Origin of the sequence: Neotabrizicola sp. VNH66 (assembly GCF_049445895.1) — a bacterium.
Taxonomy (GTDB): domain Bacteria; phylum Pseudomonadota; class Alphaproteobacteria; order Rhodobacterales; family Rhodobacteraceae; genus Pseudogemmobacter.
Genome location: NZ_JBMSDW010000008.1, coordinates 14231 through 35729, shown reverse-complemented (window position 1 = coordinate 35729; position 21499 = coordinate 14231). Strand labels below are relative to the sequence as shown.

At 66.7% G+C, this 21499-nt stretch carries 22 protein-coding genes; 12 read left to right on the top strand and 10 right to left on the bottom strand.

Annotation, left to right across the window (positions count from 1 at the left end; genetic code table 11):
• Positions 1-2 precede the first annotated feature (2 nt).
• Together ACO2Q5_RS12885 and ACO2Q5_RS12880 are read left to right on the top strand one after the other, a co-directional pair.
• On the top strand, positions 3-815 hold the full coding sequence (locus ACO2Q5_RS12885) for an iron-sulfur cluster assembly protein (protein WP_423291633.1): 813 nt from the start codon (positions 3-5) through the stop codon (positions 813-815).
• 72 nt (positions 816-887) lie between these two features.
• Positions 888-2522 carry a molecular chaperone GroEL gene (locus ACO2Q5_RS12880; RefSeq protein WP_423291631.1) on the top strand — a complete coding sequence of 545 codons (1635 nt, stop codon included), beginning with the start codon at positions 888-890 and terminating at the stop codon, positions 2520-2522.
• A gap of 164 nt (positions 2523-2686) precedes the next feature.
• On the opposite strand, the gene ACO2Q5_RS12875 is transcribed toward ACO2Q5_RS12880, so the two are convergent.
• The 3 genes from ACO2Q5_RS12875 to ACO2Q5_RS12865 all read right to left on the bottom strand — a co-directional run bounded on the left by ACO2Q5_RS12875 (position 2687) and on the right by ACO2Q5_RS12865 (position 6502).
• On the bottom strand, positions 2687-4720 hold the full coding sequence (locus tag ACO2Q5_RS12875) for a sigma-54-dependent Fis family transcriptional regulator (protein WP_423291629.1): 2034 nt from the start codon (positions 4718-4720) through the stop codon (positions 2687-2689).
• A gap of 141 nt (positions 4721-4861) precedes the next feature.
• Positions 4862-5353, bottom strand: coding sequence for a hypothetical protein (locus tag ACO2Q5_RS12870; RefSeq protein WP_423291627.1), 492 nt, complete (start codon positions 5351-5353; stop codon positions 4862-4864).
• A 210-nt stretch (positions 5354-5563) separates the two neighbouring features.
• Positions 5564-6502, bottom strand: coding sequence for a LysR substrate-binding domain-containing protein (locus ACO2Q5_RS12865; RefSeq protein ID WP_423291625.1), 939 nt, complete (start codon positions 6500-6502; stop codon positions 5564-5566).
• 137 nt (positions 6503-6639) lie between these two features.
• Here ACO2Q5_RS12865 and katG point away from each other — a divergent pair, with 137 nt between their 5' ends.
• Positions 6640-8844, top strand: coding sequence for a catalase/peroxidase HPI (gene katG, locus ACO2Q5_RS12860; RefSeq protein WP_423291623.1), 2205 nt, complete (start codon positions 6640-6642; stop codon positions 8842-8844).
• Between the two features lie 22 nt (positions 8845-8866).
• Here the strand turns inward: katG and ACO2Q5_RS12855 are convergent, their stop codons facing one another.
• The 3 genes from ACO2Q5_RS12855 to ACO2Q5_RS12845 are packed head-to-tail and all read right to left on the bottom strand — an operon-like array spanning position 8867 to position 10906.
• Positions 8867-9283, bottom strand: a complete 417-nt coding sequence (locus ACO2Q5_RS12855) for a hypothetical protein (RefSeq protein ID WP_423291621.1) — start codon at positions 9281-9283, stop codon at positions 8867-8869.
• Complete coding sequence (locus tag ACO2Q5_RS12850) at positions 9273-9677, bottom strand: bleomycin resistance protein (RefSeq protein WP_423291619.1); 405 nt, start codon at positions 9675-9677, stop codon at positions 9273-9275. The genes ACO2Q5_RS12855 and ACO2Q5_RS12850 overlap by 11 nt, the downstream gene beginning before the upstream one ends.
• 26 nt (positions 9678-9703) lie before the next feature.
• Entirely contained in the window at positions 9704-10906 is a 1203-nt protein-coding gene (locus ACO2Q5_RS12845; RefSeq protein ID WP_423291617.1) for a pyridoxal phosphate-dependent aminotransferase, read from the bottom strand.
• Between the two features lie 96 nt (positions 10907-11002).
• Here ACO2Q5_RS12845 and ACO2Q5_RS12840 point away from each other — a divergent pair, with 96 nt between their 5' ends.
• The 3 genes from ACO2Q5_RS12840 (at position 11003) to ACO2Q5_RS12830 (ending at position 12498) form a co-directional block, all read left to right on the top strand.
• Complete coding sequence (locus ACO2Q5_RS12840; protein ID WP_423291615.1) at positions 11003-11419, top strand: helix-turn-helix domain-containing protein; 417 nt, start codon at positions 11003-11005, stop codon at positions 11417-11419.
• 1 nt (position 11420) lies between these two features.
• On the top strand, positions 11421-11702 hold the full coding sequence (locus ACO2Q5_RS12835) for a succinate dehydrogenase assembly factor 2 (RefSeq protein WP_423291613.1): 282 nt from the start codon (positions 11421-11423) through the stop codon (positions 11700-11702).
• A 298-nt stretch (positions 11703-12000) separates the two neighbouring features.
• On the top strand, positions 12001-12498 hold the full coding sequence (locus tag ACO2Q5_RS12830; protein WP_423291611.1) for a MarR family winged helix-turn-helix transcriptional regulator: 498 nt from the start codon (positions 12001-12003) through the stop codon (positions 12496-12498).
• Between the two features lie 119 nt (positions 12499-12617).
• Here the strand turns inward: ACO2Q5_RS12830 and ACO2Q5_RS12825 are convergent, their stop codons facing one another.
• Both ACO2Q5_RS12825 and ACO2Q5_RS12820 read right to left on the bottom strand, forming a co-directional pair.
• Positions 12618-13058, bottom strand: a complete 441-nt coding sequence (locus ACO2Q5_RS12825) for a DUF1178 family protein (RefSeq protein WP_423291609.1) — start codon at positions 13056-13058, stop codon at positions 12618-12620.
• An 87-nt stretch (positions 13059-13145) separates the two neighbouring features.
• The gene (locus tag ACO2Q5_RS12820) at positions 13146-13628 is read right to left on the bottom strand and encodes an NUDIX hydrolase (protein WP_423291607.1); all 483 of its coding nucleotides are present in this window, start codon (positions 13626-13628) and stop codon (positions 13146-13148) included.
• A 173-nt stretch (positions 13629-13801) separates the two neighbouring features.
• Between ACO2Q5_RS12820 and thpR the strand changes: the two genes are divergently transcribed.
• Genes thpR through ACO2Q5_RS12805 form a run of 3 tightly spaced genes read left to right on the top strand, consistent with a single transcriptional unit; the run spans position 13802 to position 16225 of the window.
• A complete protein-coding gene (thpR, locus tag ACO2Q5_RS12815; protein ID WP_423291605.1) occupies positions 13802-14368 on the top strand; it encodes an RNA 2',3'-cyclic phosphodiesterase in 567 nt (188 codons plus the stop codon).
• A gap of 52 nt (positions 14369-14420) precedes the next feature.
• The gene (locus ACO2Q5_RS12810) at positions 14421-15461 is read left to right on the top strand and encodes an N-acetylneuraminate synthase family protein (RefSeq protein ID WP_423291603.1); all 1041 of its coding nucleotides are present in this window, start codon (positions 14421-14423) and stop codon (positions 15459-15461) included.
• Positions 15443-16225 carry a glycosyltransferase family 25 protein gene (locus tag ACO2Q5_RS12805; protein ID WP_423291601.1) on the top strand — a complete coding sequence of 261 codons (783 nt, stop codon included), beginning with the start codon at positions 15443-15445 and terminating at the stop codon, positions 16223-16225. Before ACO2Q5_RS12810 ends, ACO2Q5_RS12805 begins: the two co-directional genes overlap by 19 nt.
• A gap of 4 nt (positions 16226-16229) precedes the next feature.
• Here the strand turns inward: ACO2Q5_RS12805 and ACO2Q5_RS12800 are convergent, their stop codons facing one another.
• On the bottom strand, positions 16230-17078 hold the full coding sequence (locus ACO2Q5_RS12800) for a glycosyltransferase family 2 protein (protein ID WP_423291599.1): 849 nt from the start codon (positions 17076-17078) through the stop codon (positions 16230-16232).
• A 124-nt stretch (positions 17079-17202) separates the two neighbouring features.
• On the opposite strand from ACO2Q5_RS12800, the gene neuC reads away from it, so the two are divergent.
• The 3 genes from neuC to ACO2Q5_RS12785 are packed head-to-tail and all read left to right on the top strand — an operon-like array spanning position 17203 to position 20797.
• Complete coding sequence (gene neuC / locus ACO2Q5_RS12795; RefSeq protein ID WP_423291597.1) at positions 17203-18324, top strand: UDP-N-acetylglucosamine 2-epimerase; 1122 nt, start codon at positions 17203-17205, stop codon at positions 18322-18324.
• Complete coding sequence (locus ACO2Q5_RS12790; RefSeq protein WP_423291595.1) at positions 18324-19544, top strand: 3-deoxy-D-manno-octulosonic acid transferase; 1221 nt, start codon at positions 18324-18326, stop codon at positions 19542-19544. The genes neuC and ACO2Q5_RS12790 overlap by 1 nt, the downstream gene beginning before the upstream one ends.
• Positions 19541-20797, top strand: a complete 1257-nt coding sequence (locus tag ACO2Q5_RS12785) for a 3-deoxy-D-manno-octulosonic acid transferase (protein WP_423291593.1) — start codon at positions 19541-19543, stop codon at positions 20795-20797. Before ACO2Q5_RS12790 ends, ACO2Q5_RS12785 begins: the two co-directional genes overlap by 4 nt.
• Here ACO2Q5_RS12785 and ACO2Q5_RS12780 read toward each other — a convergent pair.
• Positions 20787-21497, bottom strand: coding sequence for a cytidylyltransferase domain-containing protein (locus ACO2Q5_RS12780; RefSeq protein WP_423291591.1), 711 nt, complete (start codon positions 21495-21497; stop codon positions 20787-20789). The two genes, ACO2Q5_RS12785 and ACO2Q5_RS12780, sit on opposite strands and share 11 nt — an antisense overlap.
• Positions 21498-21499 lie beyond the last annotated feature (2 nt).

The window sequence follows — 21499 nt, the reverse complement described above, 5'->3', positions numbered from 1 at the left end:
CCATGGGCCTGCCGCAAATCCACGGCGCGCGGGCCCGGGACGTGTGGCGGCGCCTTGGCGCCGTCACCGACCCCGAGCTGGACGAGCCGGTCACCGACATGGGCTTTGTCGAACGGCTGGAGGTCAGCCGCGGTGGCGAGGTCGAGATCGACTTCCGCCTGCCGACCTACTGGTGTTCGCCGAATTTCGCCTTCCTGATGGCGGATGGCATTCGCCGTGCCGCCGCCGCGCCCGGCTGGGTGCGGGGGGTGCGGGTCCGGCTGATGGACCATTGCTTTGCCGACCGGGTGAATGACGCGGTCAATGGCGCACGGCCCTTCGAGACGGTCTTTGCCGAACTGACCGAAGGCGCCGATCTGACCGAGGTGCGCGACACCTTCCGCGAAAAGGCGTTCCTGCGGCGGCAGGAGGCGGTGATCCTTGGCCTGAAGGCCATGGGCTGGACCCACGGCCAGATCACCGCCATGACGCTGGCGGAACTGGACGCGCAGAAGCTGACCCAGCCCGAGGCTGCGGCGCAGCGTCCGCGCTACCGCGAAATTCTGGTCGAGGACGGGCTGGCCTGCCTGCCCGGCGATCCGGCTTTCGTGACATGGCACGGCGATGCCATCGCGCCCGAGGAAATGGGCGACCACCTCATGCGGCTGCGCGCGCTGCGCATCAACATGGAGTTCAACGGCGCCATGTGCCGCGGCCTTGCCGCCACCCGCTACAAGGAAGTGGACCGGTCGGGAGAGGAGCCCGAGCTGATCGACTTCATTCTGGGGCGTGTGCCGCCCCGGGAGCCCCGGGACAGCCCCGCCCATCCGGGCTGACCCGCCACCCCGTCACCATGAAGGAAACCGGCGCAGGCCCTGCCCGCAGCCGGAACAAGGGAGGATTATCCGATGCCGAACATGCTTTTGCACAGCAACGATGCCCGCCGGGCGCTGGCCCGCGGCGTGGCCCGTCTGGCCGCCGCGGTCGAGCCGACTTTGGGGCCGAAGGGCCTGAACGCGATGATCGACCGGCCGGTCGGCACGCCGCTTATCACCCGCGACGGCGTGTCCATCGCGACCGAGATCGAACTGCCCGACCGGTTTGAGAACATGGGCGCGCAGGTCGTCCGCGAAGTGTCGATGCAGACGAACGAGGTTGCGGGCGACGGCACCACCACCGCCATCGTGCTGGCCAATGCGATGATCCAGCAGGGCGTGACGCAGGCCGAACGCGGCGCGCGCGCCGTGGACCTTTGCCGCGGGATCGAACTGGCCGTGGCCCATGTGGTGCAGGCGCTGAAGCGGCAGGCCGTGCCGGTGAAGGACAATCCGCATCTGCTGGGCGCGGTGGCCAATATCGCCGCGACCGACCCCCGGCTGGGCGAAATCGTGGCCGAAGCGCATTCCCGCGTGGGCGAGGATGGGATCATCACCGCGGACTTCTCCGTGACGGTGGACACCACGCTGGAGGTCATCGAAGGCATGTCCTTCGAACGCGGCTATATCTCGCACCACATGGTCACCGATCAGGACGAGATGGAGGCCGTGCTGGCCAACCCGCTGATCCTGCTGACGGATCAGAAGATCCTTGTGCCCTCGGCCTTGGACGGGGCGCGGGCGATCGCCGATGCCGAAGGGCGGCCGCTGCTGATCGTGGCCGAAGAAATCTCACCCGAGGTGGTGGTCACGCTGCTGGAGGCGGCCCCGCCCGGCAAATATCTGATCGTGCATCCGCCGGAATACGGCCATTGGCGCCGCGCGCAGATGGACGATCTGGCGATCCTGACCGGGGGCGAGGTTCTGGCCCGCGATCTGGGCAAGAAGATCGAGGCCGTCAGCCGCGACCAGCTGGGCGGGGCGCGGCAGGTGCGCGCCAGCGCCAGCCAGACCACGGTGATCAAGGGGCAGGGCGATCCGGCGGCGATCGCGGCGCGGCGGCTGCAGGTGCAGCGGCAATATGACGTGGCCCCGCCCAACATCGAACAGGACAAGCTGCGCGAGCGGCTGGCCAAACTGTCCGGCGGCACGGCGGTGATCCATGCGGGCGGGCTGACCCCGGTGGAACAGAAGCGCAAGATCCAGCTGATCGAAGATTCGCTCTATGCGATCAAGGCCGCGGTGGAAGAGGGCGTCGTGCCCGGCGGCGGCTCGGCGCTGGCACATGTGGCGCCGGAGCTGGATGCCGTCGCGGCAGAGGCCGCGGGCGATGTGCGGGCCGGGGTGGACCTCGTGCGGTCCGTCCTGACCCGGCCCCTGGCGCGCATTGCCATCAACGCGGGCTGCGATCCGAATTCGGTCATTGCCGAGGTTGTGCGGTCCGGCGACGGCCACGGCTTCGATGCCGCGAACGGCACCTTCCGCAACATGATCGAGGCGGGGATCGTCGATCCGGTGCGGGTGACCTGTTCGGCACTGGCCAATGCCGCCTCGGTCGCGGCGCTGATCCTGACGACCGAAACGCTGATCGGCCATGCCGAAAGCTATGAGGACCCGACGGCCGGTCCGGCGCTTGGCGGCGGTGCGGAACGGCTGGGGCGGCAGTAACGCCATAGGGCTGCGGTCATCCCGCAGCCCATCTGTCCCGAGCGTGGTCCCCGCGCCCCTGACCGTCCCCCCTTGGGGGCACGCACGCTCCCGCCGGGGTGGAGGGTTTCCCTCCGCCCCGCGTGGCATTTGCCGATGCGGAGTTTCGTCGAAAATTCCGCAGGTTATTCGAAGGTGCGGCGGATGCCGTAGGCTTTCAGCTTGCGGTAAAGCGTGGGGCGCGAAATGCCCAGAACCGCTGCCACCCGGGTCAGGTTGCCATCCTCGGCCACCAGCGCCCGGCGGATGGCGCGGGCTTCCATATCGGTCAGGCTGGCCGGGCTGTCCTCCTCGGCAGCCGGTTCGGGCAGCGGCTCGGCGGTTGCCGGGGCTGCATGGCGCAAGGCAGGCGGCAGGTCCGATGCACCGACCATGCCCTGACCGGCGGTCAGATGCAGCCGCTCCATCAGATTGCGCATTTCGCGCACATTGCCGGGCCAGTGGTAGGCCTCCAGCCGCTCCACGGCCTCATCCGACAGGCGCAGAGGGGCACGCCCCAGCCGCTCGGCCACCTGACGGTTGAAATGATCGGCCAGCGCGGGGATGTCCGACGGCCGCTCGCGCAGGGCGGGAACGTCAATCATCACGGTGCCGATGCGGTAATACAGATCGCGGCGGAAGCGCCCGGCCTCCACCTCCTGTCCCAGATCGCGGTTGGTCATCGCCACCAGCTGCACATCCACCTGCCGGCGGCGGGAACAGCCGATGCGATAGACCGCCCGTTGTTCCAGCACCCGCAGCAGATAGGGCTGCAGCGCCAGCGGCATTTCCCCGATCTCGTCCAGACACAGCACGCCGCCATCGGCCTGTTCGAACTTGCCCGGCTTGCCGTCGCGGGTCGCGCCGGTGAAGGCGCCCGCGACATGGCCGAAGAGTTCCGAGCCGAACAGATCGGCGGAGATGGCGCCGCAATTGACGGTAACGAAAGGCCCGCGCCCCTTATGCCGCGCCCCGGCATGCACCAGCCGGGCGAACAGCTCTTTCCCGGCCCCCGTCTCGCCCTGTATCAGGACCGAGGCACCCGCCGCCGCTGCCCGGCGGGCCAGATCGACCGCCTCCAGAAAGCGCGGCGCCTGACCGATCATCAGAAGCTCATCCCCCTCGGCCCCGCTGCGGGGAGGAATGCGGACGGGCGGGGATTTGGGTGCCTCGGCCCCGCGGCGCGGCGCACCGTCGCGCGGCGGCAGAACCAGTGCGGGGCCGCTGAATGCCCCGTCCAGAAGCAGGCGGCTGATGCCGGTGGGCTGAAGATGGGGCGGCATGGCGCGGGCGATTTCATGATCGCTCATCGTGCCGGACAGCGGGATCAGCTGGCGGCCCAGCGTCAGATCCGCCGCCACATGGCCCGGACGTCCGGCGGGCGTGCGGTGATACATCACCCGGCCGATCCGGTCCAGGATCACCACCGCATCGCCCTTGCCCGGGGCCGATCCGCTGTCGAGGAAGGCCTCCAGCAGCCGGGTGCGGCACATGTCCTGCCGTTCGGCCAGACCCGATTCGATCTCGCGCGCGACGGCGGAGATCATCGCCACATTATGCGGGCGAAAGATGCTGGGGGGCCCGGAAAGGTCCACCACGCCCACAAGACGGCCGTCCACCGGATCATGGATCGGGGCCGCGGCACAGGTCCAGGTCTTGATTCCCTTGCAGAAATGTTCCGAGGCATGCACCACCGTCGGCCGGCCGGTGCGGATGGCGGTGCCGATGCCATTGGTGCCGATCACCGCCTCGTCCCATTTGCCGCCGCGCACCAGATGGATGCCGCGCGCCGCCTCACGGGTGCGGGCATCGCCGATCTGGTCCAGCACGGTGCCTTCGGCATCGGTCAGGATCAGAAGTGCATTCGCCTCGGCCAGCAGCGGGCCGATCTTGGCAAAAGGGCGCTGTGCGACCGCCCGCAATTCGGCATTCTTGGCCCTTGCATCCTCCAGCCGCTCCTCGGTTTCGTCCAGCGGTGCCAGTTCGGACGTGGCGTCGATCCCCGAGGCCAGGCTGCGCGACCAGGATTCAAGAATCTCGCGCCGCACGCCCGAAGTCTGGCTGCGCGCGGGGTCGCGGAACGTGAGGAAGTCTTCCCAGGCCCGCATCGTCGCCCGCTGGTCCAGCCAGTCGTCGAACATGCCGGTTCTGGTGTGGAACCCTGTCAGCAGATCGGTCATTCCGTCCTTCCCTTTCGGCTGGGGCCCTTTCGGCTGGTGCGCCGGGGCGACCCTTGCTTGCGTGCCTCTGGTTCGGTGGTGCAGCCAGAGCAACTGCGGGAGAGGCAGGGGCCGCTGGCCACCTGCCCGGGACGGGCCGGGTCACAGATAGCCAAGCCGTTCCGAGATTTCCTGCGACAGCAGGCTTTCGGGGCAGGCGGCGTCGATGATCTGGCCGTCCAGCTCTTCCAGCGGGGCCAGAATGTCGGGGGGCAGGCCGGACATGAAGCCGTTTTCACGGGTGGCCAGCGCGAAATAGCGCAGCCCGTCCTGACGCCGGATCTCGCCCAGAAGATGGTGCTGGCGACCCGACCCGCCGTCATAGGCGACGACGCGGTTGTTCAGGCTGACCTTCACCCGCAGCGCGCCGGTATCTGCCGCCCGCGCTGCACCCTGAGCCAGATCGTGAATCAGCTTCCCCTCGGGCTGCGGCGCGGTGGCCGCCGCCGCTTTGGCCGCCTTGTTGGCGCTGTATTGCCCCTGTGTCAGCCTGTCGGCCAGATGCGTGATCGTGGCGCGATTCTCATTGATCAGACGACGCGCGCGCTCATCCTCGCGGCGAGGGCCATCCCGTCTTGAGATGATGTCGACCATGGCGATCCTCCCAATCCCCAGTGGTATATGGAAAATTCCGTGCGGCACCAGTCGGTGGACCGGCCCTCCCCGCCGGATCCGGACTGTGATTGCGGCAGAGTGTAACACAAAACCGAACCATTGCCGTTGTTTCAAAGTGACAAGTCCGAAGTATGTTTTCAAGTCTTTCCGCGGTGACGGGGCCGTGATGGGCCACAGGCAGCCCTTTCCTCAGCCCCGCCGCCAGCCCGGCGGATGGACCAGACCGCCGGCATCGCGCAGCGCCAGACCGGCGGCGCGCACCACCCCGGCGATCTGCCGCAGCTGCGTCTCCTGCGGGTTTGACCGGCGCCAGACCATGCCGATGCTGCGGGCGGGCTGCGGGTCGCGGAAGCGAGAGATGGCGACGGGGGCTGAGCGGGTTTCGACCGGCACCGCCATTTCCGGGATCAGGGTCACGCCGATGCCCGCGCCCACCATCTGCACCAAAGTGGACAGCGTGCTGCCATCCAGAATCTCCCGCGGACGGGCCGCGGCGGGACCGCAGAAAGACAGGGCCTGATCGCGGAAGCAATGGCCTTCCTCCAGCAGCAGCAACCGCATTTCGGTCAGGTTCTGGGGGGAGGGGGTGGGCCGGCCGGCATCGGCCAGCGGGCGGACCAGAACGAAGCGTTCGGTGAACAGCGGAACCTCGGTCAGCGCGGGTTCGCTGACCGGCAGGGCCAGAATCGCCGCATCCAGCCGCCCGTCGATCAACTCCTCCAGCAGGCGCGGGGTGATGGTTTCCCGCGGCCAGGGCTGGAGATCCGGGTAAAGCACCTGAAGCCGCGCGATGATCGCGGGCAGCAGATAGGGCGCGATCGTCGGGATAACGCCGATCCGCAACGCCCCGGACGGGTCACCTGCCGCGGCGCGGGCCATGGATTCGATCTCATCCACAGCGCGCAGAACCTTGCGCGCATGGGCCAGAAGCACCTCGCCAAAGCCGGTCAGCTGCACCTGCCGGGCCGTGCGTTCCAGAAGCGCCACGCCAAGCGTCTCTTCCAACTCTTTGATCTGCATGGACAAGGCGGGTTGCGTCACCGCGCAATCCTCGGCCGCGCGGCCGAAGTGGCGCAACCGGGCGACCGCTTCGAAATAGCGGAACTGGCGCAGGGTCAGGTTTTTCATCAGAAGACCTTATCAAACCGATCAGAAGATAGAATTACCATTATCGGTGGCGGCAGTTAAGAATGATTCCAGATTGCCGGGGTGGGCGGAGGCCACGGCACGATCTGCGACCCCCATGCCAGCTTTCGGAGGAGAAGATGGACGGCAATACGGTAAATCCGGGCGGCAAATGCCCGGTCCTGCACGGGCAGAATCCGGCAACAACCATGAAGGGGCGGTCCAACCGCGACTGGTGGCCCAATCAGCTGAACCTGCGCATCCTGCACCAGAACACGGCCCTGTCCGACCCGTTCGGCGGTGCGTTCGACTATGCCGAAGCTTTCGGGCGGCTGGATCTGGCCGCGGTCAAGGCGGATATCTACGCGCTGATGACCGAAAGCCAGGACTGGTGGCCGGCGGACTGGGGCCATTACGGGCCATTCTTCATCCGTATGGCGTGGCATTCGGCGGGCACCTACCGCACGGCGGACGGGCGGGGCGGCGCGCGGTCGGGCACCATGCGGTTCGCGCCGCTGAATTCCTGGCCGGACAACGTGAACCTCGACAAGGCGCGGCGCCTGCTGTGGCCCGTCAAGCAGAAATACGGACGCGCGCTGTCCTGGGCCGATCTGCAGATCCTTGCCGGGAATTGCGCGCTGGAATCCATGGGGTTCAAGACCTTCGGCTTTGCCGGTGGCCGTGCCGATGTGTGGGAACCGGAAGAAGATATCTACTGGGGCGACGAATCCAAATGGCTGGACGACACCCGCTATACCGGCGACCGCAAGCTGGATGATCCGCTGGCCGCGGTCCAGATGGGTCTGATCTATGTGAACCCCGAGGGGCCGAACGGCAATCCGGACCCGCTCGCCTCGGCCCGGGACATCCGCGACACCTTTGGCCGCATGGCGATGGATGACGAGGAAACCGTGGCGCTGATCGCGGGCGGTCATACCTTCGGCAAGACCCATGGCGCAGGCGAAGCCGCGCTGGTGGGGGCCGAGCCGGAAGGTGCGGCGATCGAGGCGCAGGGCTTCGGCTGGGCCTCGCGCCATGCCAGCGGCAAGGGCGGCGACACGATCTCCTCCGGGCTGGAGGTGGTCTGGACCCAGACGCCGACGCAATGGTCGAACCACTTCTTCACCAACCTGTTCGAGAATAAATGGGAGCTGACCCGCTCTCCGGCCGGCGCGCAGCAATGGCGCCCGAAGGATGCCACCGTCACCGGCACCGCGCCCGACGCGCATGATCCGGCAAAGCGGGTGGTGCCGATGATGTTGACCTCTGACCTCGCGCTGCGGTTCGACCCGGTCTATGGCCCGATCTCGCGCCGGTTCTACGAAAACCCCGACCAGTTTGCCGATGCCTTTGCCCGCGCGTGGTTCAAGCTGACCCACCGGGATATGGGGCCGAAGGTGCTGTATCTGGGGCCGGAGGTGCCGGAGGAAGACCTGATCTGGCAGGACCCGATCCCCGCGGCCACCGCGCCGCAGATCGACGCCGCTGATGTGGCCGCGCTGAAGGCGCAGATCCTGTCCACTGGGCTTTCGGTGGCGGAGCTGGTCACCACGGCCTGGGCCTCGGCCTCGACCTTCCGGGGATCGGATTTCCGGGGTGGCGCGAATGGGGCGCGGGTCCGGCTGGCGCCGCAAAAGGACTGGGAGGTGAACCAGCCCGACCAGCTGGCCCGCGTGCTGTCCGTGCTGGAGGGGGTGAAGGCCGCCTTCGATGCGCAGGGCGAAAAGAAGGTCTCGCTGGCCGATCTGATCGTTCTGGGCGGGGCCGCCGCCATCGAAGTGGCCGCGCGGGCCGCGGGCACGGCGGTGACCGTGCCCTTCGCGCCGGGCCGCACCGATGCCAGCGCCGAACAGACCGATGCCGCCAGCTTTGCGCCCTTGGAGCCGCAGGCCGACGGGTTCCGCAACTGGCAGCGGCAAAGCTTCTCGGTCTCGGCTGAGGAACTGCTGGTGGACCGTGCGCAGCTTCTGCGGCTGACCGCGCCGGAAATGACGGTGCTGGTCGGCGGGCTGCGGGTGCTGGGGGCCAATCACGGCGGCACCTCGCATGGTGTGCTGACGCAGCGGCCCGGGCGGCTGACGAATGATTTCTTCGTCAACCTGCTGGACATGGCCACGGTCTGGCACCCGGTGGGCGGCAGCGACCGCCTGTTCGAGGGGCGGGACCGCGCCACCGGCGCGCCGCGCTGGACCGCCACGCGCTGCGATCTGGTCTTCGGATCGAACTCGCAACTGCGGGCCTTGGCCGAGGTCTATGCTCAGTCCGATGCGAAGGAGAAGTTCCTGACCGACTTCATCGCCGCATGGAACAAGGTGATGAACGCCGACCGTTTCGATCTGGCGTAACGCCAACGGGTCAGGCGGCGGGTCACTCTGCCGCCTGATCGCCCTTCATCAGACGTTCGGCCTTCTTGCGCACCAGAACCGACCGCAGGTCGTGCATCGCCAGCAAGAGCGTGTCCGTCACCGCATCCAGCTGCGCCTCCGAGGCGCGCGTCTGCACCCAATGGGCCGTCAGGTTCAGATGGTCCACCGCGCGCAGGATGTCATCCACCTCACGGCTTTCCAGCAGTTTGCGCCGGTCCGCCAGCCAGCCATTGATGGCGGCCGAATCCTCGGGCGAAAGCTTGTGGTCGCCATGCGGCTTGATATTGCCGTTCTTGACGTTGACCATGGCGATCTCTTCCAGCTCGATCCGGCGCTGGCGGTTCTCGGTATCGACCTTGAACACGGCGGCGCCGTTCTCGCGGATGCGGAAGTAGTAGTCGGGCAGGTCACCGGACATCAGGCGCCCCTTGGTCAGGTGTTTCTCCGGCATCGCGGTTGTCGATCACCCGCAGGAGCGAGCCGTTTTCGTCCACCAGTGCGAACATCCGCGGCGCCTGCCCGGGTTTGAAGAACCCCGTCAGCCGCGGGATCGACGTGGTGTCAGACGGCAGGCCCGCCTGCCGCCATTCGGCCAGCAGGGCATCGGGGTCGTCCACCCGGATGCAGGCGGAAAACCAGCTGGACCACGGGTCCAGCTCCGGGTGCGGAAAGAATTCCAGCATCAGCGGCCCGCGGGTCAGGATCATCCAGCCGTCATCGCGGAAGGTTTCGCTGAAGCCCAGCCGACCGTAAAACGCCGCAGTGGCCGCAAGATCGCGGGCGGGCAGGTTGGCGGTGATCCGGTCGGCCATGCTGTGCCTTTGTTGAAAACCCGTCGTCAGACCAGCGAGGCGCAGAACTTCTGGATGCGCGAACAGGCGTCGTGCAGCACCTCGTCCGAAGTAGCGTAGCTGACGCGGAAATTCGGCGAAAGCCCGAAGGCGGCGCCAAAGACCACGGCCACGCCGGTTTCCTCCAGCAGGGCGGTGGCAAAGACCTCGTCATTGGTGATGACGGTGCCGCCGGGGGTGGCTTTGCCGATGCAGCCGGAAATGTCTGGATAGACGTAGAAGGCGCCTTCGGGGCGGGGGCATTTGATGCCCTTGGCCTGATTCAGCATCGACACGACCAGATCGCGGCGGCCCTGAAAGATGCGGCGCCAGTCGGCCAGAAACTCCTGCGGGCCGGTCAGCGCCTCCAGCGCGGCATATTGGCTGACGGAGGAGGGGTTCGAGGTCGACTGCGACTGGATCGTCCCCATGGCCTTGATCAGCGCCACCGGACCCCCGGCATAGCCGATGCGCCAGCCGGTCATCGCATAGGCCTTGGACGTGCCGTTGCAGGTCAGCGTGCGGTCATAAAGCCCGGGTTCGATCTGCGCCGGGGTGCAGAACTGGAAATCGTCGAAGACCAGATGTTCATACATGTCATCCGACATGATCCAGACCTGCGGGTGCCGCATCAGCACATCGGTCAGGGCCTTCAGCTCATCGCGGGTATAGCCCGCGCCGGTCGGGTTCGAGGGCGAGTTGAAGATAAGCCATTTGGTCTTCGGCGTGATTGCCGCCTCAAGCTGATCCGGGGTCAGCTTGAAATTCGTCTCGATCCCGGCCACCACCGGCACCGGCGTGCCACCCGCCAGCAGCACCATGTCGGGATAGCTGACCCAATAGGGCGCGGGGATGATCACCTCGTCACCGGGGTTCAGCGTCGCCATCAGCGCATTATACAGGATCTGCTTGCCGCCGGTGCCCACGGTGATCTGCGCGGGCGTGTAGGTCAGCCCGTTTTCGCGCAGGAATTTGGCGCAGATCGCCGCCTTCAGCTCGGGGATGCCGTCCACCGCGGTATAGCGCGTCTTGCCGGCGTCGATTGCGCGCTTGGCCGCGTTGCGGATGTGTTCGGGCGTGTCGAAATCCGGCTCTCCGGCGCCAAGGCCGATGACATCCTTGCCCTCGGCCTTCAGGGCCTGCGCCTTGGTCGTCACGGCGATGGTGGGCGAGGGTTTCACGCGGGCAAGCGTGTCGGACAGGAAGGCCATGGCGGCAGACTCCGGCGATTGTTTGTCTTTTCCGGTCGCAGGGCTTAGGCTCGCCCCCCCGTTCATGCAAGCGATATCGGACAAAGGAGAGGCAAGATGGCGGAAAGCGGCATGCAGGAAACCCGGGCGCTGGACAACTGGTTCGCCCCGGATGTGGCCACCTTCGGCGACCGGCTGGCCGGCGCGCGCGAAGCGGCCGGGCTGACGCAGGAAGAACTGGCCACAAGGCTGGGGGTGCGCCTGACCACGCTGCAGGCGTGGGAAGACGATCTGGCGGAACCGCGCGGCAACCGGCTGCAGATGCTGGCCGGGATGCTCAACGTCTCGCTGGCGTGGCTTCTGACGGCGGAAGGGGATGGCGTCGATGGCCCGGATGCGCCGCCGGCCCACAGCCCCGCCGCCGAAGAGGCGCTGGCCGAACTGGTGCGGTTGCGCGCGCAGGTGGCCGGCCTTGCGCAGGAGCTGCTGTCGGTGGAAAAGCGGCTCAGGGCGGTCCTGCGGCAGGAGGCATGACATGACGACGGCGGGTGAGGGCGCGGAAGCGCGGCTGAAACGGATGCGGATGCGCAGCTGGCGCCGCGGTACCAAGGAGATGGACATTGTCCTTGGCCCCTGGGCCGACGCCCGGCTGGCGGCGATGGATGAGCCTGCGCTGGATCTTTACGACAGTCTGCTGGAAGAGAACGATCAGGACCTGATGGCCTGGCTTCTGGGCACCGCGACCCCACCTGAAAACCTGCGCCCGCTGCTGGACGAAATCGCCGTCTTCGCCCGGTCGCGGCTGGCCGGAAGCTGACGCCGGGCCCGCATTCGCGCATGCCCGCAATCCGGCGGGAGAGATGATCCGCGTCGGGATTGCCCCCTGAGCCCCGCCCCCCCTTCGGGTGGCAGGGATCGGGGTTCGTCCCGCGCGCAAGTGCAGCGCGACGGCGGGGCGCAAAGCTGTGCCGGAACGGCGGTCCGGCACAGGTGTGCGGGGCATTAACCCTGTTGCAAGTTTTGCGTCAAAATCGCGTCGATTTTCGCACGAGTTTACGGAATGTTTGCGCTTTGTGCCGAATCTGTCCCCGATATCCAAGGCGGCGGAGAAAGCCATGTCCCTCCATCAACCTCTTCTCGATGGATCGCAGAAAGCGTTCCTCTCCTGCTATCTCGACAATCTGGCGCTGGTAGAACGCCTGCACCGATTGCTGCTTGACGTGATCAAGGACGAATTCGAACGGCTTCAGATCCTTGAGATCAACTCGGTTCAGGCGCTTCTGCTGTTCAATATCGGTGAGAATGAGGTCACCGCCGGTGAGCTGAAGACGCGCGGCTATTATCAGGGGTCGAACGTCAGTTATAACCTGAAAAAGCTGGTCGATCTGGGCTATATGCACCACCAGAGGTCAGAGGTGGACCGAAGGTCGGTGCGGGTGCGGCTGACGGAAAAGGGGCGCCGCGTGCGGGCGCAGCTGTCCGATCTGTTCGCGCGCCATGCCGAGGGGATCGAAAAGCGCGGGTTCGTCGATATCAACGGCATTGACGAGATCAACACCGCGCTGAAACGGATGGAACGGTTCTGGACCGAACAGATCCGCTATATCTACTGACCGCCCCGGCAATCGTCGCGGTATGGTGTGCGTCCTGCGCCTGCGGCTTGTCCTCGGAACGCCACGATCCGCGATTTGGCACGAAGGCCGCAACGGGCATCGGTAAGCCGCCCGCCGTTCTAATTCGCCTTGCGCCCGGGCAGAAAGGGCAGGGGGGCGACGGGGATACCGTCTTCCAAGAGCTTGCGCGCCTCTTCCGGCTTCGCCTCGCCATGGATCGACCTTTCCGGCGCCTCGCCCTCGTGCATGCGCCGGGCTTCGGCCACGAAATTCACGCCAACATATTCGGAATTCGCCTCGACATGCTGCCGCAAGGCAGCCAGCTTCGCCTCCAGATCCGAACCGGGCGCGCGCAGATCGGGCGCGGGCGCCTCAGCCTCGGCAGAACGGCTGCGCGGCTGTGCCACCGCCGGTGCCATCAGCGCCTTTTCCACCGATGTCTGGCCGCAGACCGGACAGGCCAGCTGACCGGCGCGGGCCAGGGCCTCATAGGCCGCCGCATCGGCGAACCAGCTGTCGAAGCCATGCCCGGCCCCGCATTTGAGCGTATAGCGGATCATTTCAAACCCATCCGGCCCGGCACCCTGCGGGCCGCGATCTGCCAAAGCTAGTCTTTCCGGCCGAAGGTCTCAAGGCCACAGGCAGGATCAGCCGGACGCCGGCACCGCGGCATCGGGCCGGAAGGACAGGATCAACTCCCGCAGTTCGGGTTCGGCCACCTTGCGCGCAGCCTTTTCCGGGCTGAACCATTTGCGCCGGCGCTGGCCATGTTCGGGATATTGGTCGGTCAGGGCCTGCACCTGCAGCGCAAAAACCTCCACCCGGCAGGGATGGGCGGGGGCACGGCGCAGCACCTTGTCATAGTGGAACTGGCCGAGCGCGGCTTCCGCCGCATGGCCCTCGACCCCGGCTTCCTCCCACGCCTCGCGGCTGGCCGCTTCGGAGGGGCTGCGTTCGGCCATGGGCCAGCCTTTGGGGATCACCCAACGCCCGGTGTCGCGGCTGGTGATCAGCAGGATTTCGGGCCGTCCGCGGTGCAGCCGCCAGCACAGCGCCGCATATTGCGTACGAAGCGCGGGCGGGGCGGTCACGGCCGGAAGAGGATCCTGTCTGCCCACAGCGTCAATCATTCCCTTTTCCCCCTGTTCTTCGGGGGTATGATCCTTCCAGACTAACATATCCTGTGACATGAGAGACAAGATAGGCAGCCCGTCCCCGAAAAGGAACTCAGGAGTTCCATTCCTGCACCAGATCAGACCATATTTTGCGGCAGAAACCGGCAGTTCAGGCAGGGGTAGCGGCAATGCGCGCATTTCTTGGGCTTGATCCGCCAGACCATCTCCGCTCGGCACTGGTGGTGCAGCAGTTCCTGCTTCCGCTGCAGCAGTCTCTGGCGCCCGAGACGTTTCACCTGACGCTGGTATTCCTGGGCGATCTGACGCCCGGCACTGCCCCGGCGCTGGACGAGGCGCTGTCCGCTCTGCGCATGCCGGCATTCGATCTGTCCCTTGCCGGGCTTGGCCTCTTTGGCGGCGAGAAGCCGAGGGCGGTCTGGGCCGGGGTCGCGCCGTCCGACACGCTCATCCGTCTGCAGGCCAAGGCCGAACAGGCGGCGCGGCGGGCGGGGATCGACGTGCCCGCACGGCGTTTTGTCCCGCATGTCACCCTGGGCCGGTTCGCCCGCCTCGATCCTGAAACCCAAATGCGGCTGGAGCGCGCGGTGGCGGCGGGCACCGGCTTTACCGCAGGCCCGTGGCCCGTGCGTGAGATGGTTCTGTGGGAAAGCCTGCCTTCCCCCAAAGGGCCGCGCTACCGTGAACTGGCGCGCTACCCGCTGGAGCAGGCCACTGACCGGGGGGCGGTTTCTTGACAAGGCCATGGCCCTCATGCAGCACGGGGGACAGGTAGCAGAGGGGCAGGACATGAGCCGCAGCATCACCATCGCCGGACGCAAGATCGGCCCCGACCATCCGCCGCTGGTCATCGCGGAAATTGGCATCAACCATGGCGGCGATCTGGCCGTGGCCAAGGAAATGGTGCGCCTTGCCGCGGGCGCGGGCTGCGAGATGATCAAGCACCAGACCCATATCATCGAAGACGAGATGACGGATGAGGCGAAGGCGATCTTTCCGCCCAATGCCGATGTCTCGATCTGGCATGTGATGGAGCGCTGCGCCTTGTCGCTGGACCAAGAGGCAGAACTGAAGCGCTACACCGAAGAGCTGGGGATGATCTGGATTTCCACGCCGTTTTCCCGCGCGGCGGCGGATTATCTGGAAACGCTGGATGTGCCCGCCTACAAGATCGGCAGCGGAGAGGCCGACAACCTGCCGCTGATCCGCCACATCGCCCGCAAGGGCAAGCCGGTGATCCTGTCCACCGGGATGCAGACCATTGAAACCATCCGGGCCAGCGTGGACATTCTGGACGCCTCGGGCGTGGAATATGCGCTGCTGGAATGCACCAACCTGTATCCCAGCCCGGCCGAGATCGTGTCCTTGCGTGGCGTGACCGACCTGCTGAACGCTTTCCCCAAGGCGGCCGTCGGCTTTTCGGACCATTCCATCGGGCCGGAAATGGCCCTTGCCTCCGTCGCGCTTGGTGCCTGCATTCTGGAGCGGCACTATACCGACAGCCGCTATCGCAAGGGGCCGGACATCATCAATTCGATGGACCCGGCGGAACTGCGCTTCCTGATCGACCGGTCCAAAGAGATCTGGATCGCGGCAAACAACCCCAAGCAACGCACGGCGCCCGAGGAAGACGTCTACCGCTTCGCCCGCGGTTCTGTGGTGGCCGATGCCGACCTGCCCCTTGGCCATGTGATCCGCGAACAGGACATCTGGGCCCGCCGTCCCGGCTCGGGCGAAATCCCGGCCTATGATTTCGACAAACTCCTGGGCAAACGCCTGACCCGCGCGGTGACGCGGAACACCCAGCTGAAATGGAGCGATCTGGGGTGAATCTGTCGCGCGATGATCTGGCTGTTTGGTGCATCAATCTTGACCGCGCGACAGGCCGCTGGGATCAGATGCAGCCTAGGCTTGCCGCACTCGGCTTGGACGTTCTGCGCTTTTCGGCCGTCGATGGCCGCGCAGAACCCGCGCTTATCTCGGCATCTCTGGATGCCGCAGCCTTCCGCCGAAATATGGGGCGCGATGCGCTGCCGGCAGAGGTCGGCTGCTATCTGTCGCATCTGGAGGTGTGGCGGCTTTTCGTGGCAAGCGGGCGGGAAGTTGCGTTGGTGTTGGAGGACGATGTTGTCTTCCATGCCGATTTCCTTGACGCGCTGGATGCCGCGCTGGCCGTGCGGGACAGCTGGGATATGCTCAAGCTCAACCGCATCCGCGCGAAACTGCCGGTGCGGCAGGGCAGGGCGGGCCAGTGGACTCTGAATGCCTATCTGGGGCCGGCGACCGGCTTCGGTGCCTATCTGATCCGCCGCGATCTGGCGGAACGGCTTTTGCCCAAGATGCTGCCGGTGCGCATGCCGGTGGATTACGAGGCGACGCGCTGGTGGGCGCATGATTTCCGCCTGCTGGGGTTGGAGCCTTTCCCCAGCCATGTGGACGACGGCGGCATCAGCACGATCAACGGTCCCGGCCATGTTGAGGCGGTGAAACCACCCCGCCAACGGCGTCTTGGCAATTATGCAATGCGGGCGACAAATTACCCGCGCCGCCTGTGCGCAATGGTGCGGCGCGGTATGCTGGCGCGGTGGAAGTAGGCGTTCAGCGATCTGCCGCCTGTGCTCCGCCCCAAATGCCGTAGCTCCGGCGACAGTGGTCGATGCAAGCTTGATTCAGAGCTAACCGATCCATGCCGTTGACCACCTGTTTGCGCAACGCTGCCTCGCGCACCTCGTCGCTGTTCCCGCGAGTCCTTAATTGTCCCTCGGCGGTAAGCCAGATGGCAATGCCGCGACGGGCGAGTTGTCCCGACAGCCAGATATCGTCCACCATCCAGCAGGTATCACATATGTCGAACGCGATATCGTCGAAGAACTCCGGAAGAACCAGCACTCCCCCCCAGCCTTCGAGAATCTCGACATAACCGCTGGCAACAGCTTTGCGTGGCTTCCACTGACCGAAGCTGGCGATGCGACGCAACCGGTAGCCAATGTCCTTGACCAATCGCTGCGCCCTGGGTTGATGCGCGGCGCGCATAGCATCAGTTGAGGGGCCGGGGAGGTCGGTGCCCTCCTCGACAATGCAGCAACCAGGATGCGCGGCTGCTGCGTCAAGATATCGGGCTGCCCAATCGGGATCATACACCTTGTCGTCGTCGCAGAACAGGATGGCCACATCCTGCCCACGATAGTCTCGCGCCGCGGGCAGGACTTTGGTCGCGGGGCCATAATCCTGATCGCACAGGCGAATTTCGACGCCCTTCGGCACGGCTGGAAGTTGTGCGGGATCGAAAGGAAACCTGCGGTAGCTGCGCGGCAGGTACAGATTCACGGCCTTTACTGGCGCAGTCTGGGCCAGCAACGATCCCAACACTTCTCCGAGATAGGGGAAGCGTGGCGGGATGGCCGTCAGGGAAATCACGAGTTCCATAATGTCGTCCTTACCGAGCATGTCCTCCTAGCCTTCCGACTACACATCCTGCGATGGCTGGGCAACTATACATCTGGCGGATGTGCCTTGCCTTGCTGGTGGTCCGGTTATGGCTATATTGCCTGCCTCGAACATGGGGGCCTCCTTGATCCGCCACATCCTCTTTCTGACCGGCACCCGGGCCGATTTCGGCAAGCTGGAGCCTTTGGCCGCTGCCGCGCGGGATGCGGGGCACAGTGTCAGTTTCTTCGTCACCGGCATGCATATGATGGACCGTTACGGCCTGACCAAGAAAGAGGTGCAGCGCATGGCGGGGGTGGCGGTGCATGAATATATGAACCAGCGCCCCGGCGATCCGCAGGATATCGTGCTGGCCAAGACCGTTACCGGCTTTTCCGATTACATCACCGAACGCCGCCCCGATCTCGTGGTGATCCACGGCGACCGGATCGAGGCGCTGGCGGGCGCGCTGGTGACCGCCACCAATTACGTCCGCTCGGCCCATGTCGAAGGCGGTGAGGTTTCGGGCACCATCGACGAGGTGTTCCGCCACTGCAACACCAAGCTCTGCACCCATCATTTCGTGTCTTCTGACAGTGCCAAACGCCGGGTCATGGCTTTGGGAGAGCCGGAGGATGTGATCCATGTCATCGGCTCGCCCGAACTGGATTTCCATGCCCGCCCCTCGGGCGTTACGCTGGACGAGGTGCGGGCGCGCTATGAAATTCCCTTTGCGCAATACGGCATTGCCACCTTCCACCCGGTGACCAGCGAACAGGCCACGATGGAGGCGCAGGCGGCGGCGCTGTTCGGCGCGCTGGAGCAGTCGGGCCGTGCCTTCGTGGTCATCGCGCCCAACAACGATCCGGGCTCCGAAGGGATTTTCCGGGTGCTGGAGGGTCTGCCGAAGGACCGCTTCCGGGTATTGCCCTCGATGCGGTTCGCGCATTTCTCGGAACTGATGAAGAACGCCGCCTGCATCGTCGGCAATTCCAGCGCCGGCGTGCGCGAGGCACCGTTTCTGGGCGTGCCCTCGCTGGATGTGGGGACGCGGCAATCCAACCGCTCGGACGCGGGTTCGGTCACTTCGGTCACGGCGCAGGACCGGGCGGCGATCCTGCGCTTTCTGACGGTGGACTGGGGCCGGTCGCATGGCCGCCATCAGGGCTTTGGCGAGGGGCTGGCGGCGGACCGTTTCGTGCAGGTTCTGGCGGATCCCGCCTTCTGGGCGCGGCCGCTGCAAAAGGCCTTCCGGGACGCGGGCTGATGGGCTGGCCGCTTGCCGGATACCGTCTGGCCAGCCATGCGCTGCCCCTTGTGGCGCCCGCGCTGCTGCGGCGGCGGCTGGCGCGGGGCAAGGAAGACCCGGCCCGCTGGCGCGAAAAGCTGGGTGAGGCGACTTTGCCGCGGCCGGAAGGGCGGCTGGTCTGGCTGCATGCCGTGGGTCTGGGAGAGGTGCTGGCGCTCCGCGGGCTGATCGGCGCGCTGGCGGCCGCGGCGCCGGACCTGTCCTTTCTGGTCACCTCCTCGGCCCGGTCCTCGGCGCAGGCTTTGGCCGGGCAACTGCCGCCGCGCACGGTGCACCAGTTCCTGCCGCTCGATGCGCCGCACTATCTGGCGCGGTTTTTGGGCCATTGGCGGCCCGCGCTGTCGGTCTGGGCGGAGCAGGACCTTTGGCCCGGCGCGGTGGCGGCGGCGGATGCGGCGGGCGTGCCGCTGGCTTTGGTCAACGCGCGGATGAATGCCGCGGCGTATGCGCGCCGGGCCCGGGCGCGCGGGCTTTATGCCGACCTTCTGTCGCGCTTCCGGCTGGTGGCGGCGCAGGAGGATCAGACGGCTTCGCATCTGGCGGCCCTTGGCGCGCGCGATGTCCGGGTGACGGGCAGCCTGAAGGCCGCCGCGCCTCCTTTGGCCGCCGATCTCGCCGCGCTGGCCGCTGCGCAACGGATGGTGCAGGGGCGCCGCCCGTGGCTTCTGGCCTCCTCCCACCCCGAGGATGAGGCGGTGGCACTTGCCGCTCAGGCGCAGCTTCATGCCGAAGACCCCGCGCATCTGCTGATCCTTGCCCCGCGCGACCCGGCCCGCGGCGGGCAGATCGCCACGATCCTGCCCGTGGCGCGGCGGGCGGGGCCGATGGGTGGCGCGGCGGTCTGGGTGGTGGATACGGTGGGGGAAATGGGCCTCTGGTATCGGCTTTGCCCGGTCACGCTGATCGGCGGGACCTTCGGCCCGATCGAAGGCCACAACCCATGGGAGCCTGCGGCTCTTGGCTCAGCCATCCTGCACGGCCCACGGGTGGCGAATTTCGCCGCCGATTTCGGGGTACTGGATGGGGCAGGGGCGGCCTTGCCTGTCACGCCCGGGACGCTGGCCGCCGCCCTGCGCGCGGATCACCGCGCCATGGCCGCCCGCGCGATCGCCCTGTCGCAGGCGGCGCAAGGCAGCCTTGTCCCCCTTGCGCATGATCTGCTGGAGCTGATGGCATGAGGCTGTTTCTTGCCCTTTGGTCGGGGCTCTGGACCCTGTGCCTGCCGCTGATCCTGGTCTACCTGCGCCGCCGCGCGCGCAAGGATGCGCTTTACGGTCAGCATCTGGCCGAACGCTTCGGCCGCTACCCGCAGCGGATGCCCGGCGCCGTCTGGGTTCATGCGGTCTCTTTGGGAGAGGTCCGGTCGGCTGTGCCGCTGATCCGCGGGCTTCTGGACCGGGGCGAAAGGGTGGTCATCACGCTCTTCACCCCCGCCGGACGGCGGGAGGCGGAGCGGGTCTTCGCCGCCGATATTGCCGCCGGGCGGCTGGCCGCGGTCTGGGTGCCGCTGGAGCTGGACTGGTGTTTTGGAGGCTTCTTCCGCGCCTTCCAACCCCGTCTGGGGCTGGTGATGGAGATCGAGATCTGGCCGCGCATGGTCTGGGCCGCCCGCGCCCGGGGCGTGCCGTTTTACATGTGCAATGCGCAATATCCGGTGGATTCCATGATGCGCGACGCGAAATTCCCGCTGCGCCCGGCAGTGATGCGCCGGTTCGCGGGGGCCTTCGTGAAATCCGCGCTGCAGAAGCGGCGGTTCGACGGGATCGGCGTGCCGGATGTCACCGTGACCGGAGAGCTTCGGTTCGACCAGCCGATCCCGGCCGCCCATCTGGCCGCAGGTCAGGCGGCCCGTCCCGCGGGGCGCCGCGTCATCGCCTTCGCCTCGGTGACCGAGCCGGAGGAGGAACTGGTCCTCGACACGCTCTCCGCCCTGCTGGCGCGGCCCGCGCCGCCCTTCGTCGTGCTGATCCCCCGCGCGCCGGAGCGGTTTGACGCCATGGCACAGGCGCTGACCGACCGTGGCATCGCCTTCACCCGCCGCAGCACCGGCTTTGACGCCGATCTGCGCCCGACACAGCCCTTGGCCGATGTGCTTCTGGGCGACTCCCTCGGTGAGATGTATTTCTATCTGGCCATGGCCGACCGTGTCGCCGTGGGCGGCGGGTTCCAGCCGAAGGGAAGCCACAACATCATCGAACCCCTCGCGCTTGGCAAAGCGGTGATCGTCGGCCCCTTCGTGCAGACCATCGAATATCCGGCGGTCGAGGCGGTGGCTGCGGGCGTCTGCCACCAGACCCGGGCCGAGGGGTTGGTGCAGGCGCTGACCGACTGGCCCGGTCCGGCGCCTGAGGCCATCGCGGGCTTTCTGGAGGAACATTCCGGCGCTACCCGCCGCACCTTGGCCGAGATCGAGCGCAGGCTCAGACCTTGACCACGCCCTCATCCAGTTGCTGCTGCAACAGGAATTCGACCAGCCGGAAGTCATAAGGCGTGTCGATGTCATGGCAGCGGTCGGACGGCAGGACATAGGGGATCACGCGCCCCTCATAAATGGTCTTCGCCCGGCGCAGATAATCCGGCGCCACGACATAGACCACGCCCACATGTTCGTAGACCACCGGCGCATCCTGCCGCGCCCAGACCCCGCCCGGCAGCTCTTTCGACACATGCAGCGCGCCGGTGGCATCGGGTTCGACGAGGTTGAAATAGGGGTTCTTCCGCGCCTCACAGACGCTCATCACCATATCCGGTGCCTCGGTGCGGAACAGGTCCAGCGCCCCGGTGATATCCGCTGGTATCCGCAGGGGTGAGGTGCAGTCGAGGTCGAGAAACGCGTGCGCCGGCCCGGCCAGCGCCTCGGCCGCGGCAAGCGCGTGCTGCCAGACGCCCCATTTCGGCGCGGTGTCGGTGGCCAGCTCGGCCGGGCGCAGCCCGATGTCCAGCGCGCCCCGGGCCACGGCATGGGCGTAGATATCGGGGTCGTCGGTCGAGACGACCACGGCCCCCACGGCGGGATGCGCGAACAGCTGATCCAGCGACCAGTCGATCAGCGGCTTGCCGCAGATCGGGCGAAAGTTCTTGCCCGGCACGCCCTTGCTGCCTTTGCGCGCCCCGATGTGCCCAAGGATCATGC

Coding starts and splice junctions, on each gene's coding strand:
- ACO2Q5_RS12885 (WP_423291633.1), top strand. CDS start 3: ATGGGCCTGCCGCAAATCCACGGCGCGCGGGCCCGGGACGTGTGGCGG.
- ACO2Q5_RS12880 (WP_423291631.1), top strand. CDS start 888: ATGCCGAACATGCTTTTGCACAGCAACGATGCCCGCCGGGCGCTGGCC.
- ACO2Q5_RS12875 (WP_423291629.1), bottom strand. CDS start 4,720: ATGACCGATCTGCTGACAGGGTTCCACACCAGAACCGGCATGTTCGAC.
- ACO2Q5_RS12870 (WP_423291627.1), bottom strand. CDS start 5,353: ATGGTCGACATCATCTCAAGACGGGATGGCCCTCGCCGCGAGGATGAG.
- ACO2Q5_RS12865 (WP_423291625.1), bottom strand. CDS start 6,502: ATGAAAAACCTGACCCTGCGCCAGTTCCGCTATTTCGAAGCGGTCGCC.
- katG (WP_423291623.1), top strand. CDS start 6,640: ATGGACGGCAATACGGTAAATCCGGGCGGCAAATGCCCGGTCCTGCAC.
- ACO2Q5_RS12855 (WP_423291621.1), bottom strand. CDS start 9,283: ATGTCCGGTGACCTGCCCGACTACTACTTCCGCATCCGCGAGAACGGC.
- ACO2Q5_RS12850 (WP_423291619.1), bottom strand. CDS start 9,677: ATGGCCGACCGGATCACCGCCAACCTGCCCGCCCGCGATCTTGCGGCC.
- ACO2Q5_RS12845 (WP_423291617.1), bottom strand. CDS start 10,906: ATGGCCTTCCTGTCCGACACGCTTGCCCGCGTGAAACCCTCGCCCACC.
- ACO2Q5_RS12840 (WP_423291615.1), top strand. CDS start 11,003: ATGGCGGAAAGCGGCATGCAGGAAACCCGGGCGCTGGACAACTGGTTC.
- ACO2Q5_RS12835 (WP_423291613.1), top strand. CDS start 11,421: ATGACGACGGCGGGTGAGGGCGCGGAAGCGCGGCTGAAACGGATGCGG.
- ACO2Q5_RS12830 (WP_423291611.1), top strand. CDS start 12,001: ATGTCCCTCCATCAACCTCTTCTCGATGGATCGCAGAAAGCGTTCCTC.
- ACO2Q5_RS12825 (WP_423291609.1), bottom strand. CDS start 13,058: ATGATCCGCTATACGCTCAAATGCGGGGCCGGGCATGGCTTCGACAGC.
- ACO2Q5_RS12820 (WP_423291607.1), bottom strand. CDS start 13,628: ATGATTGACGCTGTGGGCAGACAGGATCCTCTTCCGGCCGTGACCGCC.
- thpR (WP_423291605.1), top strand. CDS start 13,802: ATGCGCGCATTTCTTGGGCTTGATCCGCCAGACCATCTCCGCTCGGCA.
- ACO2Q5_RS12810 (WP_423291603.1), top strand. CDS start 14,421: ATGAGCCGCAGCATCACCATCGCCGGACGCAAGATCGGCCCCGACCAT.
- ACO2Q5_RS12805 (WP_423291601.1), top strand. CDS start 15,443: ATGGAGCGATCTGGGGTGAATCTGTCGCGCGATGATCTGGCTGTTTGG.
- ACO2Q5_RS12800 (WP_423291599.1), bottom strand. CDS start 17,078: ATGCTCGGTAAGGACGACATTATGGAACTCGTGATTTCCCTGACGGCC.
- ACO2Q5_RS12790 (WP_423291595.1), top strand. CDS start 18,324: ATGGGCTGGCCGCTTGCCGGATACCGTCTGGCCAGCCATGCGCTGCCC.
- ACO2Q5_RS12785 (WP_423291593.1), top strand. CDS start 19,541: ATGAGGCTGTTTCTTGCCCTTTGGTCGGGGCTCTGGACCCTGTGCCTG.
- ACO2Q5_RS12780 (WP_423291591.1), bottom strand. CDS start 21,497: ATGATCCTTGGGCACATCGGGGCGCGCAAAGGCAGCAAGGGCGTGCCG.